We start from the raw sequence: 13,288 nt of genomic DNA, 5'->3' as shown, positions 1-13,288 counted from the left end.
TGGTGTAATGTACGGCCGTCGCCCATTTCTCCTCGTCGTTACAGCTGCCTTGGCGGGCTGTTCGCTCATCTCAGACCAGTCCACATCGCAGACGAGTTCGCTCTCGCTCACGATTCAAAACGACCGCAGTTCGCCGACTGACGTGACCGTGACGCTCACCGACGCTGGCGATACGGTAATCGACGAAGAAACCGATCGACTTGCCGGGAGCGTTGGTCGAACCTTCGAGTTTACCGTCACCGAACGAGGACGCTACACGGTGACTGTCGAAGGGGATGACTGGAAAACGGAGCAGACGTGGGACACGGAGACGTGCGCGTCGTACACCGCGACCGTCCGCTTCACCGATAGCAGTCTGGAAAATAGTGCAGAATGTGTGGAGTCTCGGTAGGAGCGTTGCGGAGCCAGCGCAGCGAGTACGCGGTTACTGCCGAACCAAAATTCGTCTGGTGTGTTTGTCAACGTGTGTCGGAGAACGCCGCGCAGACCTCCGTAGGGGACGCCGACGCGCCGCGCGTGAGACACGGCTAAACCAAATGCGTTTTAAGGCGTGGCACGTTACGCCAGAATAAGGGATTAGCTATGCAGATGCCACGACGCTTCAATACGTACTGTCCGCATTGCCAAACGCATCACGAACACGAAGTCGAGAAAGTTCGCCGCGGTCGCGAGACCGGGATGAAGTGGATCGACCGCCAGCGTGCCCGTGGCAAAGCCACGATTGGTAACGCCGGTAAGTTCTCGAAGGTTCCCGGTGGCGACAAGCCAACGAAGAAGACGAACCTCAAATACCGCTGCAGCGACTGCGGCAAAGCCCACCTCCGCGCTGGCTGGCGCGCAGGCAAGCTTGAGTTCCAGGAGTAATCTCATGGCAGGCTCTTTCATCACCGTCAAATGCGCAGATTGTGAGAACGAACAGACCCTCTTCGAACGCGCGGCCACCGAGGTTGCGTGCGCCGTTTGCGGGCACACGCTCGCCCGCCCAACCGGCGGCAAAGCGGCCATCGAGGGTGAGGTTACAGAGGTCGTCGAGTCACGATGAAATACAGCGGCTGGCCCGAGCCGGGCGAACTCGTCGTCGGAAAGGTCGAAGACATCGAAAACTTCGGTGTGTTCATCGACCTCCAAGAGTACGACGATAAGCGCGGACTCGTCCACATCAGCGAGGTGGCCAGCGGATGGATCAAGAACGTTCGTGACCACGTCCGCGAGGGACAAACCGTCGTCTGCAAGGTGCTTTCGGTAGACGAAAGCTCCCAACAGATCGACCTCTCCATCAAGGACGTAAACGACCACCAGCGCAAAGACAAGATTCAAGACTGGAAAAACGAGCAGAAGGCCGATAAGTGGATGCTCATTGCCTTTGGCGAAGACATCGCCGACGATGAGTACGCCGCCATCGCAAACGAACTGCTCGATGAGTACGGTAGTCTGTACGCCGGATTCGAGGCCGCCGCGATTCACGGCGCAGAAGCCTTAGAAGACACGGGCTTAGACGACGACGAGGTCAGCGCCATCGTCGAATCCGCCCGTGAGAACGTTTCCGTGCCGTACGTGAACGTCACGGGCTACATCGACCTGCGCTGTCCGGCACCGGACGGCGTGGATGTCATCAAAGAAGCCCTCAAGGCCGCCGGAAGCGACGACGACCTTTCAGACGACATCGAACTCTCTGTCAGTTACGTTGGGTCGCCCGAATACCGCATCAAGGTGAAGGCCCCCGACTACAAGCTTGCAGAGGACGCGCTCGAATCGAGCGCCGAACGAGCAGCCGACTCCATCGAAGCAAACGGCGGCTCTGCGCTCTACCACCGCGAGCGCCACGAAGACGACGAATGAAATCAGACATCCGGGTGTGTTCGGCGAGTGCAGCGGCACACGACCGCCCGGTGTACACGCTTTCTTCGACCTGCCCACAGTGTGGAGCTGAGGCCATAAACTCAGCCCCGGCGAAGTTCAACCCCGAAGACCCCTACGGGGAGTACCGACGCGCACTTAAGCGCCGAGAACACGAGTAGGGCCATATGGACGAGTTTGATATCGAGGTTTTCGCAGACCCAGACCTCTCTGACCCCATTTTGGTCGAGGGGCTTCCGGGTGTCGGGCACGTTGGAAAACTAGCCGCAGAGTACCTCGTGGAACAACTGGACAGCGAGTTGGTACGCCGCATCTACTCAGAACACTTCCCACCACAGGTAACCCTCGAAGACGGGATTGCAGAACTCACCTGCGCCGAGGTCCACGCCATCGAACGTGACGAGCAGGACTTGCTCGTGCTCACAGGCGACCATCAGGCACAGGACAACGCCGGCCACTACCGGCTGACCAACGCCTTCTTAGACATCGCAGAAGCGTTCGGTGTCGCAGAAATCTACGCGCTCGGCGGCGTGCCGACCGGCGAACTCATCGAGGAGTACGCCGTCCTCGGCGCGGCGACGAACGAAGACCTCGTCACATCGCTCGAAGAACTCAACGTTGAGTTCCGTGAGGACGAACCCGCTGGTGGCATTGTCGGCGTGAGCGGCCTCATGCTCGGTCTTGGTCAGCGCCGTGGGATTCCCGCTGCCTGTCTGATGGGCGAGACCAGCGGCTACCTCGTTGACCCGAAAAGCGCACAGGCCGTGCTCAAAGTCCTCGAATCAGTGCTCTCGGTCGAACTCGACTACGAGGACTTAGAAGAGCGCGCAGACGAGATGGAGGACGTGATGGGGAAAATCAAAGAGATGGAACAGGGCACGACCGCAACGGACGAAGACCTGCGCTACATCGGCTAGCCGACGCTCGTTTTTTCACGGCGAACGGACGCTGGTTTCAGACAGCCGACAGCGACCGCACTCGCATCTTGCGCAGTGCCCACACGGTTCATAGTCGTCGCGCGCGAAGACACCGGTGTGATTGGTGAGCTGTTGGCGGTGTTGCCCGACTGGCTCGTCCTTGGAGTGGCCCTTGGCATGGCGTTTTCTGTCGCCATTGCGGCTACCTTCATCGTCGGCGAGCGGTTGTACCCAACCGCACCAATAGACCCGAGGCAGGTGTGGAGCGGTGACGAGCGCAGGCGCGCCGAAATCCGCGAGTTTTTGCGAACCATCAACGAGCCGTTTGCGGAAAATCACTTCGTCGAAGGCCAGAACGTGGCATTTTATCTCCCAATGCGCGACGTAGCGATTACGTTCGACGCGCGGGCCTACTACCGCATCGAACGCTCACCGACCTACGCGGTCCTCGTCGAACACGAGATGCCGGGCTTTCACCTCGCCGGACGCTTGCCCTTCGAGACACCGGACATCGAAATCACGGACGGCACGCCGGATGCGACGAGCATGGCGTTCGCCGTGCTTGGCGTGCCGAAAACCGCGAGCAGCAACGAGTTGAAACAGGCTTACAGAAAGCGCATCAAAGAGGTTCACCCAGACCACGGCGGCGACTACGAGACGTTTACGCGCGTCCGGGAAGCCTACACGACGGCGAAAAAACGCGCCAATTAGAGGTCTGCGACTTCGTAGGCGAGGCCGGAATCCCGGAGCGCATCGGTGACGCGCCCGGCGGTATCGACGGTTGTGACGACGACGACATCGAGCCCACGGCTCGCGGCATCTGCGGCGACTTCTCCGGCGGCGAAAATCGTGTCCGGCGTGAGCGAGAGGCTGCGGAGCGTGCCAACCGCTTCGACGCCCATCGCGGCCACGAGGTCGGCACCTTCACACGCCTTTGCGAGCGTTTCTAAGTCCACACTTTCGGTTCCCGCGCGGATGGGTGGCACTTGATAGACGGTGACGACGCCGGGTTCTAAGTCGATAACGCCCGAGAAGCCGGTGACGCCGACGACCTTGCCTCCTTCGGCCATCGTCGTCGCCACGCCGGTTGCTGGGCCGTCGTCGCCGGGGGTCGCATGAAGGAGGCCATCGACAATCGAGAGCGTCACCGTCTCGCCTGCTTCGACCGAATCGGTGGCGATTGCGGCGTCTTCACCCACGTTGCCGAGCACGTCGTCGGTGACGTGTTCTGCGAATCTGCGCACGTCGGTCGCGGCCTGAAACAACCAGTCGACGCCTTCTTTGGTCACGCGATAGCGCGACCGCCCCTCTTTGCGAACGAGGCCTTCTGACACGAGGTCACGAATGTACTCACTCACTGCCTGACTCGTCACGCCAACGGCCGCGGCAATCTCGCCTTGGCTCACGGCTGGTTGTCGATCTGCGATTTCGACGAGGATGCGAAACCGTGTTGCGGCGCGCTTGTTTTCGAGAACATCCGCCATGCCATCTCCTACGGACGGAGGGCTATAAATTGTACTGACAGCTGTACGGCGATGGGTCTATTCGTCGCTAAGGTGACGAGGAGGGACAACACGGGTACAGCTGTCAGTAGTTGTTGCCTTACTGGACGGGTGTTCGCTATCTGTGGTCTGCAATCACCGCTTCCGCGGCCATGCGACCGCTTTTCAATGCGCCCTGAATCGATGACCACTGCGTGTAATCTCCTGCGAGGTAGACGTTCTCGCCGCCGTCGCGCACGTCAGGCAGGCGGGCGTGGATGCCCGGCGGTTGGCTGAACTGCGCGAACTCGATGCGGTCTGTGTGGATGTGGCGAAGGCTCCCGAAGGACTGTTCGGGGAACCACGACGCGAGGGCATCGCGCGTCTGCTCGGTGAGGGCGGCGTCCGTTTCGTCAGGCAGACCGAGATACGTCGCGCTCACGAGGTGTTCGCCGCTTGGGGCATAGTTCGGACAGACCGCAGAGAGCGGTGCGACGTGGTTTGGCCCCTCGTCGGTCGCGTTGAGTACGAGTCGCCGATGAGTTTCGAGCGGCACCGACAGTGAGTAGTACTGGGTGACACAGGACTGGGCGTGCGTTGGAATACCCGAACTCCCGGTTAGCTCGCTGGCGGATTTCGGGTCGGTTGCGACAACGACCACGTCTGCGTCGAGGGTTTGTTCCGCCAATTCGACCGTCGGTGAGTCGCCGCCGAAAACACCAACAGCGTGCGTTGCAAGGCTGAGTTCGGCTCCGGCGAGTCGGGCGCGGTCTGCGAGTTGGTCTGCGATTGCGCCCATCCCCTGTTTGGGAACCACTGTATCGCCCGTTGCGAGCATGCTGAAGGTGTAGTCGAACACCGCCGCGGAGGTCGAAAGCGACCGGTCGAGCGTGATACCGCCGTAGAAGGGGGCGGCGAAGTTGTCGATGAAGTCCTGCGAGAAGCCGCGTTCACGCAGTGCGTCTTCGATTGACTGGTCTTCTCCGTCGAAGAACGTCTCTGGGTCTTTGGCTGTGAGCTTGCGGCGGAGTTTCAACACGCGTGCTTTGTCGCGCAGGGTCACCTCGCGGTTGAACAGCGACTCGGTCAAGTCACCGGGATTCTTGAACGGGTCTGCGAGCGTCGCGCGGTGGCCAGGGCGGGCAATTGTCGCGCCCGGGGAGAAGGCATGGAGGTCGAGCGCGTCGAAGTCGAGTTCGCGCCGGGCGGCGGGGTAGGCGGTGAACAACACCTGAAAGCCGCGGTCTACGGTGAAGCCGTCTTTCTCGATGGTCTGGACGCGGCCGCCAACAGTGTCCTGTTGTTCGACGACGTGCACCTCGAATCCGGCGTCGGCGAGGCGGCGGGCGGTGACGAGCCCGGCGAGCCCGGCCCCGAGTATCACGACTTTTGTCATGGGAATTTGTTGGCAGGCGAGACACTAAACCGTGTTGCGCGCCCAGACAGACAGCGATTAGTCGATTCATTCGAACACACAGGTATGGAGACGACTGCGGCCTTCCGCGGCCTCACGTGCACAGAGTGTGACGAGGCGTTCGACGCCGAGGACGCCCCTCACCGCTGTCCCGACTGCGGCGGGATTCTGGATGCAACGTACGACTACGACGCCATCGACCTCACGCGCGAGGAACTCGAATCGCGCCCGTTCTCGGGGATGTGGCGCTACGAAGAACTCCTCCCCTTTACCCGCGCGTCGAGCGTCACGATGGACGAAGGCGCAACAGCGCTCGTCGAAGCGCCAGAACTCGCCGAAAGCCTCGGCGTCGGGCGTGTGCTCATCAAAGACGAAGGCCGGAATCCGACCGGGACGTTCAAAGACCGCGGCCACGCCGTCGCCGTCACCGCCGCCGTTCAGCACGGCGCGACCGACATCGCGCTCCCCTCTGCGGGGAACGCTGGGCAGTCAGCCGCCGCCTACGCCGCCCGTGCGGGCCTTGCCTCTCACGTCTTTCTCCCCTCTCGCTCGCCGTTCGTGAACAAGGCGATGGTCAACGTCCACGGCGGCGACATGACGGTCGTCGAAGGGCGCATCGACGACGCGAGCGAGCGCTACACAAGCGAGATGGAAGCCGAAGACTGGTACTCGACAGCCACCTTCGAGACGCCCTACCGCCACGAGGGCAAGAAGACGATGCTCTACGAGATTATCGAGCAACTGGAGTGGGAGGTGCCGGACGCCATTCTCTACCCGACCGGCGGCGGTGTCGGTCTCGTTGGAATGCACAAAGCCGCGACCGAGTTCCGCGAGTTGGGACTCATCGACGACCTGCCGCCGATGTACGCCGCGCAAGCGTCCGGCTGTGCGCCAATCGTGAAAGCCTTCGAAGAAGGCAAAGACCACCACGAGCCATGGGAGGTTCCGGACACAATCTGTGGCGGCATCGAGATTCCAAATCCCGGCGCAAGCCCGCTCATCCTCGACGCAATCCGTGAGTCGGGCGGCGGCGCAGTCGCCACCGACGACGACGAAATTCTCGATTCGGCCGTCGCAGTTGCCCAACAGACCGGCGTCGAAATGGGTGCGACCTGCGGGGCCGCCGCGAGCGGCGCGTGGGAACTCGCAGACCAAGGCGAGTTCGACGAAGACGACACCATCGTGCTCATGAACACGGGCGCAGGAAACAAGGAGGACGACATCCTCCGCAGTCACCTGATGGGCCTCGGCTTCTAACTGAGAACACCACCCTTTTCGCAGTTTCGCCCCTATGGGCAGGCAATGCTGAATGCGCTCTCTACGCTCGTTGCGGGCGGAATTTTCGGTCTTGCGATTGCCGCACCGCCCGGCCCGATGAACGCCATTATCGCCGAGGAAAGCGTTCTCCGCGGTTGGCTCGCAGGTGTCCGTGCCGGACTCGGTGCGTTTACGGCCGACGTGGTGTTCTTCCTTCTCGCCCTCTACGGCGCGGTTACGTTCGTCGAAACCTATCCAACCGTCCGTGGAGTCATGGTCGGCGCAGGCGGTCTTTTGATGTGCTATTTCGCCTACGGCGCGGCCAAAAACGCGACACAGAACTTCACCGGGGACGGCCACGACGACGAGCAAAATGGGTTCAAAAAGGCGTTCGTCCTCGCGCTCACGAACCCCTACCAAATCGTGTTCTGGCTCACGATTGGTGTTGGCCTCCTCCAACCCGGCACCATCGACGTGTTCGCGCCGCTGCCCTACATTGGCCAGCAGTTAGGCGGGTCACTCGTGGTCGAAACGGGAAGCACGCTGCTCCTCGCGGGCTTTTTCGGCGGCATCCTCTTCTGGGTCGGTGGCTTCCCGGCCACGCTCGTCGCCGCCGAGCGACGGATGGACGCCGTCGCGCCCGTCGTCGCCTACCTGAGCGCGGGGATTCTCGCGCTGTTCGGTGTCCTATTTCTCTCGGATGCGGTGGCGACGCTCTTGTGAGCGAAAACCGTTGAACGGCTGAGTTTGCGAGTTACAGGTCGCTTTCCATCTCGTCAATCTCGCCTTCGAGCCACTCTTGGAACCACTTGACGCGCTTGAGGCGTTCGAAGGCAATCGAGCGAGCAGTGTCGCTTTGGACGCGCTGGGCGGCGTCGCGGCCGCGTTCGAGCACGCGCCCGACCATTTCGGCCGAGTCCATGTGCGTGCGCGCCTCGTAGCCCATCCGCAGGAGCATGAGCGCGGTACCGTTCGCGCCAACTTTGTCGAGCAGGTCAGCTTCAATGAGACACTGGGTTTCCAGCGTCAGATTCGAGAGGTCACCCTGATACGAATGGTCGGTAATCGAATCGCACACCTGCGCGATGAACGACTCGGGGTACTCGCCGTGCGATTCGAGGAAGGCGCGGGCAACGCGAGCGCCTTCTTCTGCATGGATCTCTTGGTCTGCTTCGAGCTTTGCAACGTCGTGGAACAACGCCGCAACGCGCGTCACGTCCACGTTTGCCCCCTCTTGGCGAGCGATTTTCGTCGCAATCGAAACCACGTTCAGGATGTGATTGTATCGATACTCCGCCGAGTGCCACGGGTACCACCGCATTCGGCCACCCTCGTCTTCGTTGCGGACGGACGCTTGGAGATAATCAAAGACAAACTGCTTCATCTCCTCGAACGCCTCGTCCGTGATGGGTGACTCCTGGATCTCAACTCCCACAGAATCGCCTCCGGAGTGCTGGTGATGTGTTCATGTTACGTAGAAAAACGTATGTACCACTCTTTAGCGTTACGACAACCCGATTGATTAATAACAAGCCTCCACTAGCGAGTATGGACACGACTCCAGCGTATCTTACCGACACCGCCGCGCGCTCGTTTGAGACAACGGTCTCACGCGTTGTTGACGACCGCGTCGTGCTGGCTGAAACCCTCTTTTACCCCGAAGGTGGTGGCCAACCCGCAGACCACGGCACGCTCCGCGCAGATGACGCAGAATGGAGCGTTACGGACGTCCAGAAAAAAGACACCATCTACCACACGCTCGCGGGCGACCCACCCGAGGAGGGGACGACCGTCACAGGCGACCTCGACTGGGAGCGCCGCTATGCCCACATGCGCTATCACACCGCCCAACACCTGCTGTCTGCGCTGCTTATCGAAGCGTTCGACGCGCCGACGACCGGAAATCAACTCTACACCGACTACGCCCGCATGGACGTCGAACACGACCGCTTCACCGCAGCCGACCTCGCGCACATCACTACGCGGATGAACGAACTCATCGCAGACGCGCGGCCGGTGACGTGGTACGAGTTAGACCGTGAGACCGCAGAGCGAGAACTCGACCCCGTGCGCACGCGCATCGACCTGCTCCCGAAATCCATCGACCAACTCCGCATCGTGGAAATTGAAGGTTACGACCGAACCGCGTGTGCGGGCACGCACGTAGCGAACACTGAGGTGATCGGTGAGTTCGAAATGCAGGGGCGAGAATCACGGGGAAAAGGCTTCGAGCGGGTCCGATTCGTGCTCCACGAATGAGGCGTGCGCGCTGGGGGCACATTCCCGGAAGGCATACCCGCTGGGCTTCCCGAATGGAGCTATGAACGTCAAACAGGTCATTCCGCCGGATGCCATTCCGAGCATCGACGACCCGCAGTTCACGACGGACTACAGCGGTGAACGTGATGAGCAACTCGTCGTGGTCGAAGGCAACGAGACGGTCCGTGGCTACCCGATTCGGGTGCTCAATTTCCACGAAATCGTCAACGATGTGGTTGACGGCCAGCCAGTCGCCGTTACGTGGTGTCCGCTCTGTGGATCAACCGTCGTGTACGACCGGTGTGTCGATGGCACCACGCTCACGTTCGGTGTTTCGGGAACGCTCGCAGACGACGACCTCGTGATGTTCGACCGAGAGACAGACTCGTCGTGGAAACAGTCGCTCGGCAGAGCGATTGCAGGCGAGTACGAAGGTACGTCTCTCACGATACTGCCAGCCACCCGACTCACCCTCGAACGATTCGAAGCACGCTATCCTGACGGTGAAATTCTTGTTCCGCCGGGCGGCGAGAGCGAAGCCGCCTCGGATACGGACGAGCCGGCACCAATCGAATACGAACGACATCCCTACCAGCGCTACTTCGAGATGGAGGGCTTTGGACTCGGAGCCAAGCGAGGCACCGGCGGGCGCGACTGGGCTCGTGAGGATTTCGGCCCGAAAGAACCCGTTCTCGGCGTGACGCACGCTGACGCCGCACTCGGATTCCCCGAATCGACGGTCGAAGCCGCTGGGAGCGTTGTGATGACGACCGTAGACGACCTCGAAATCGTTGTGTTCGCGACGCCCGACGGACTTGCTGCTTTCGAAAACCCCGGCTACACGTTCGAGCGCGTGGCACAACCGGGCGTCTTTGCGGCCGACGAAACCCGCTGGGACGGCGCGACCGGCGAAAGCGAAGATGGGCGGTCGCTCACGCGAGTCGCCGCGCAGTGGCTGTTTGCCTTCAGTTGGCAAGACGACCACGGCCCGGACGCCTTCTTCACGCGCTAACCACACATATTTTTGGACGTTTGTCTACAGAAATGCGCGAATTACCTGCGTTAACGACCATAGAATTATCTAATAATACATCGAAACACAGGTCATATGACCCAATCGTCTGAACAATTGAATACTTCCCCGGTGTGGGGTGACCCGGAACACTGTCCGTTCTGTGAGGCAGAACTGGTCGATGGTGGCTGGGGCTTTATCGACCATATCGAGACGAGTCAACCGTGTAATCAAGAATTCAGTCTGTGGCGCCAACAGGTCGCAGACGACATCGGCAGCGAGTGGGGTGGGTAGCCCTATTCAGTGTAGGGTCGCTCAAACCCGATGTTGATGAAGTGACGCGCGTAGTTCGCGTACGTCCGGTCTGCGGCGTTCTCAGCGATCTGTTCGTACTGCACGACACCTTCTTCGTCGACAATAAACGTCCCCGAGAGCGGAATCTTCCCGTGTTTTTTCGACTGTTCGGTGCCTGAATAGGCAGTTACCATCTCGAAGTCGGGGTCTGAGTAGAGTTGCAGTTTCAGGTCGAAGCGGTCGCGCATCTCGACAAGTTTCGAGACGGGGTCGTGGCTGATTGGAATGATGGTCGTGTCGTGATTTCGCCAGAGGTCGTAGGCGTGGTTGCTGAACGTCTGGAGTTGTTCTGCGCAATACGAACACCAGTGGCCGCGTAGGGTCAATACGACGACGGGGCCGTTTTCGACCGCGTCTGCGAGCGAGAGGGAGCTCCCGTCGGTGCCGGTGACTGTGAACGCTGGGGCTTGTGTTCCTTCGAGTGACATGGTCGTTCTTGTGAAAGCCCCGGCTTTACGCTACGGGTTGTGGCAACCGAAAAGAGGCGAGTCGTGCGGGCGGTTCAGGCGGACTTCATGACGCCTTTGACGTCATCTGTAGAATACATGAGGTCATGGGTCTCCTTTGCGTGCATTTTGACCATCTCGATGAGTTCGTCTTGGTTCTCAGAGCGAACCATGAAGTCACAGTCGTTTCCAGCGTCGCGGCAGATTACTTGGTGAGCCATTGGTGTAGCCTCCGAGGTACGATGGCGAGCGTCTCACGTAGTTATTCGTCGCTTGCAGAGACAGAGTCAGGAAAAGCGGCGTATTAAGCTTCGTCGTCGTCTCGCTCGCGGTGAAGTTTGAGGGCCTCCTCTGGGGTGACGGTTTTCCACTTGCCGTCGCCGAAGCTCACCTGGACCATCCCCTCGGGAATGGTGGTATCGACCTCGATTGCATGTTCTACGGCGATGTGTTCTGCAAGCCTGTCCTGTGCGGCCTGTGTCGTTGGCGCAACGGCGTGCCAACCGCAATCGTCGTGGGGACAGCGGAGCATTCGTGGCTGGACAAGCGAGGGCAATGGCTTAACGCTTTCTTAATAGGTGTTATCACGACACACAACCCACACGCGCCCTGCGGTAGTCACGAAATCAAGAGACTCGCCGCCGCAAGAACACCCCAACGTCAGGTGTGTCGCCGTTTCAAGAGTGTCGTGGTGCTTACTTAATGAAGCGCTCAGCCAACGTTTACTATGGCATCGCGCAGCCACCAATTTACGACCCACGACCTCACCCCTGAGGAGTTTAGAGAGCTTGGGTACCAGACCGTGGACATGATTACAAGGTTCTACGAGGACGTAGACACTCGCCCTGTGTTCCCCGCAAAGTCGGAGCGAGCAGTCGAAGCCCTGTTCGACGAACCGCTCCCCGAACATGGCGAGAGTCCCGAGGCGATTCTCCGCGAGTGGGAGACGAGAATCCTTCCGAACGCGACCCACAACACCTCGCCGCGCTATTTCGGCTACGTGATGGGGTCGGGGACCATGATGGGAACGCTCGCCGAAGCACTCGCCGCGGCCGTCAACATGAACACCGGCGGGTGGAAGCCCGCACCCGCGGCGACAGAAGTGGAGCGAACGGTCATCTCGTGGCTCGCAGACCTCATCGGCTACGACCCTGACTGTGGCGGCCTCCTAACCAGCGGCGGGACGATGGCGAACTTCATCGCCATCCTCACCGCGCTCAGAAACGTTGCTGCGTACGACACCACCGGAGAAGGGTTGCAGTCACCCACCCGAACCGGGCGCTATACGCTTTACATGGCCGACCACGAAGGCCACTCCTCTATCTTCCGCGTGGCCGATATGCTCAACCTCGGCCGCGATGCCGTGCGCCTCGTCCCAAGCCACGACGATTTGACGATGGATACGGATGCGCTCGAAACACTGCTCGATGCCGACATCGAAAACGGCGACATCCCCTTCTGCGTTATCGGGCAAGTCGGCTCGATAAACGTGAGCGCCATCGACCCACTCTCCGACATCGCGCGCATCTGCGACGAACGCGACCTATGGTTCCACGCAGACGGCGCGTGTGGCGCAGTCGGCGCGATGCTGCCCGAACTCGCCACGAAGTACGAGGGACTCGATCGCGCAGATTCCATCACACTCGACCCACACAAGTGGCTCTACATCCCCTACGAGTGTGGCGCGATTCTCGTGCGCGATACCGACCGTCTCCGCCGGTCGTTCGACATGGAAGCACCGTATCTCCACGGGACGCTTCCCACTGCGTACGAAGGCCACGAATTCTACCAACACGGTCCACAAATGTCCAGGGGCTTCCGGGCGCTCAAGGTCTGGATTAGCCTCAAGTTCTACGGTGCGGAAGGCTATCGCGACTTGCTTCGCCAGAACATCGAATGCGCCCACCACCTTGACTCGCTCGTGCGGCGCGAACCCGATGTAGCCGCGATTCACGAGCCGAATCTCTACATCTACTCGTTCCGCTATGTCCCTGCCGACCTCGGTGCACACGACTCGCTCACGGGCGAACAGCAGGCAGCACTCGACGCCTATCTCGATACGTTGAATCAGAAGATTACCGACGTCGTTCAAGAAAGTGGCCTCGCATTTTTCGGGACGAGTGCCATCCACGAGCGCACGGTCCTCCGATTCTCGATTTGCTCACACCGGACGACGCTCGGCGACATCGAAGACGTTTTCCGCGCGATTCAAAATGCGGGTGCAGAACTCGACCGCGAAGACCGGCCGAGCCTCGTGGCGTCACATCCCGTGTTCGAGCGACGTGCGTGAA

The 13,288-nt window shown here is 60.5% G+C and carries 19 protein-coding genes; 13 read left to right on the top strand and 6 right to left on the bottom strand.

All coding sequences use genetic code 11. The features are described from left to right. Nucleotides 1–7: 7 nt before the first annotated feature. The 7 genes from V5N47_RS12735 (at nt 8) to V5N47_RS12705 (ending at nt 3,485) form a co-directional block, all read left to right on the top strand. Nucleotides 8–391, top strand: coding sequence for a hypothetical protein (locus V5N47_RS12735; protein ID WP_338728009.1), 384 nt, complete (start codon nt 8–10; stop codon nt 389–391). Between the two features lie 191 nt (nt 392–582). After that, a complete protein-coding gene (locus tag V5N47_RS12730) occupies nt 583–864 on the top strand; it encodes a 50S ribosomal protein L44e (RefSeq protein ID WP_332898523.1) in 282 nt (93 codons plus the stop codon). 4 nt (nt 865–868) lie between these two features. Next, the gene (locus V5N47_RS12725) at nt 869–1,042 is read left to right on the top strand and encodes a 30S ribosomal protein S27e (RefSeq protein ID WP_332898522.1); all 174 of its coding nucleotides are present in this window, start codon (nt 869–871) and stop codon (nt 1,040–1,042) included. Then, nucleotides 1,039–1,839: a translation initiation factor IF-2 subunit alpha gene (locus tag V5N47_RS12720; protein WP_338728007.1), complete on the top strand. Its 801-nt coding sequence runs from the start codon at nt 1,039–1,041 to the stop codon at nt 1,837–1,839. The genes V5N47_RS12725 and V5N47_RS12720 overlap by 4 nt, the downstream gene beginning before the upstream one ends. Further along, complete coding sequence (locus V5N47_RS12715) at nt 1,836–2,018, top strand: RNA-protein complex protein Nop10 (protein WP_338728005.1); 183 nt, start codon at nt 1,836–1,838, stop codon at nt 2,016–2,018. The genes V5N47_RS12720 and V5N47_RS12715 overlap by 4 nt, the downstream gene beginning before the upstream one ends. A 6-nt stretch (nt 2,019–2,024) precedes the next feature. Further along, nucleotides 2,025–2,774 (top strand): proteasome assembly chaperone family protein, encoded by a 750-nt coding sequence (locus tag V5N47_RS12710; RefSeq protein WP_338728003.1) that lies wholly within the window; start codon nt 2,025–2,027, stop codon nt 2,772–2,774. Nucleotides 2,775–2,951: 177 nt separating this feature from the next. Next, nucleotides 2,952–3,485 carry a J domain-containing protein gene (locus tag V5N47_RS12705; RefSeq protein WP_338730301.1) on the top strand — a complete coding sequence of 178 codons (534 nt, stop codon included), beginning with the start codon at nt 2,952–2,954 and terminating at the stop codon, nt 3,483–3,485. On the opposite strand, the gene V5N47_RS12700 is transcribed toward V5N47_RS12705, so the two are convergent. Then, nucleotides 3,482–4,258, bottom strand: a complete 777-nt coding sequence (locus V5N47_RS12700) for a MarR family transcriptional regulator (RefSeq protein ID WP_338728001.1) — start codon at nt 4,256–4,258, stop codon at nt 3,482–3,484. The two genes, V5N47_RS12705 and V5N47_RS12700, sit on opposite strands and share 4 nt — an antisense overlap. A 136-nt stretch (nt 4,259–4,394) precedes the next feature. Next, nucleotides 4,395–5,651, bottom strand: a complete 1,257-nt coding sequence (locus V5N47_RS12695; protein ID WP_338728000.1) for an NAD(P)/FAD-dependent oxidoreductase — start codon at nt 5,649–5,651, stop codon at nt 4,395–4,397. A gap of 84 nt (nt 5,652–5,735) precedes the next feature. On the opposite strand from V5N47_RS12695, the gene V5N47_RS12690 reads away from it, so the two are divergent. Both V5N47_RS12690 and V5N47_RS12685 read left to right on the top strand, forming a co-directional pair. Continuing rightward, nucleotides 5,736–6,926 (top strand): threonine synthase, encoded by a 1,191-nt coding sequence (locus V5N47_RS12690; RefSeq protein ID WP_338727999.1) that lies wholly within the window; start codon nt 5,736–5,738, stop codon nt 6,924–6,926. Between the two features lie 45 nt (nt 6,927–6,971). Continuing rightward, a complete protein-coding gene (locus V5N47_RS12685) occupies nt 6,972–7,649 on the top strand; it encodes a LysE family transporter (protein ID WP_338727998.1) in 678 nt (225 codons plus the stop codon). A gap of 31 nt (nt 7,650–7,680) precedes the next feature. Here the strand turns inward: V5N47_RS12685 and V5N47_RS12680 are convergent, their stop codons facing one another. Beyond that, a complete protein-coding gene (locus V5N47_RS12680; protein ID WP_338727997.1) occupies nt 7,681–8,361 on the bottom strand; it encodes an HD domain-containing protein in 681 nt (226 codons plus the stop codon). A 113-nt stretch (nt 8,362–8,474) separates the two neighbouring features. Between V5N47_RS12680 and V5N47_RS12675 the strand changes: the two genes are divergently transcribed. The 3 genes from V5N47_RS12675 to V5N47_RS12665 all read left to right on the top strand — a co-directional run bounded on the left by V5N47_RS12675 (nt 8,475) and on the right by V5N47_RS12665 (nt 10,491). Next, nucleotides 8,475–9,185, top strand: coding sequence for an alanyl-tRNA editing protein (locus V5N47_RS12675; RefSeq protein WP_338727995.1), 711 nt, complete (start codon nt 8,475–8,477; stop codon nt 9,183–9,185). Between the two features lie 61 nt (nt 9,186–9,246). Next, nucleotides 9,247–10,197 (top strand): DUF3179 domain-containing protein, encoded by a 951-nt coding sequence (locus V5N47_RS12670; RefSeq protein ID WP_338727993.1) that lies wholly within the window; start codon nt 9,247–9,249, stop codon nt 10,195–10,197. Between the two features lie 96 nt (nt 10,198–10,293). Continuing rightward, complete coding sequence (locus V5N47_RS12665) at nt 10,294–10,491, top strand: hypothetical protein (RefSeq protein ID WP_338727991.1); 198 nt, start codon at nt 10,294–10,296, stop codon at nt 10,489–10,491. A gap of 2 nt (nt 10,492–10,493) precedes the next feature. Here the strand turns inward: V5N47_RS12665 and V5N47_RS12660 are convergent, their stop codons facing one another. The 3 genes from V5N47_RS12660 to V5N47_RS12650 all read right to left on the bottom strand — a co-directional run bounded on the left by V5N47_RS12660 (nt 10,494) and on the right by V5N47_RS12650 (nt 11,529). Then, entirely contained in the window at nt 10,494–10,979 is a 486-nt protein-coding gene (locus tag V5N47_RS12660) for a redoxin domain-containing protein (protein WP_338727990.1), read from the bottom strand. A 74-nt stretch (nt 10,980–11,053) separates the two neighbouring features. After that, entirely contained in the window at nt 11,054–11,218 is a 165-nt protein-coding gene (locus V5N47_RS12655) for a DUF1059 domain-containing protein (protein WP_338727989.1), read from the bottom strand. Nucleotides 11,219–11,301: 83 nt separating this feature from the next. Beyond that, nucleotides 11,302–11,529 carry a hypothetical protein gene (locus V5N47_RS12650; RefSeq protein ID WP_338727988.1) on the bottom strand — a complete coding sequence of 76 codons (228 nt, stop codon included), beginning with the start codon at nt 11,527–11,529 and terminating at the stop codon, nt 11,302–11,304. A 195-nt stretch (nt 11,530–11,724) separates the two neighbouring features. Here V5N47_RS12650 and V5N47_RS12645 point away from each other — a divergent pair, with 195 nt between their 5' ends. Further along, nucleotides 11,725–13,287: a pyridoxal-dependent decarboxylase gene (locus V5N47_RS12645; RefSeq protein WP_338727986.1), complete on the top strand. Its 1,563-nt coding sequence runs from the start codon at nt 11,725–11,727 to the stop codon at nt 13,285–13,287. Nucleotide 13,288 lies beyond the last annotated feature (1 nt).

The organism is Haladaptatus sp. DJG-WS-42 (genome assembly GCF_037198285.1).
GTDB lineage: Archaea > Halobacteriota > Halobacteria > Halobacteriales > Halococcaceae > QDMS2.
Note: the sequence above shows the minus strand (reverse complement) of the source record. Positions and strands in the feature narration are given on the sequence as shown.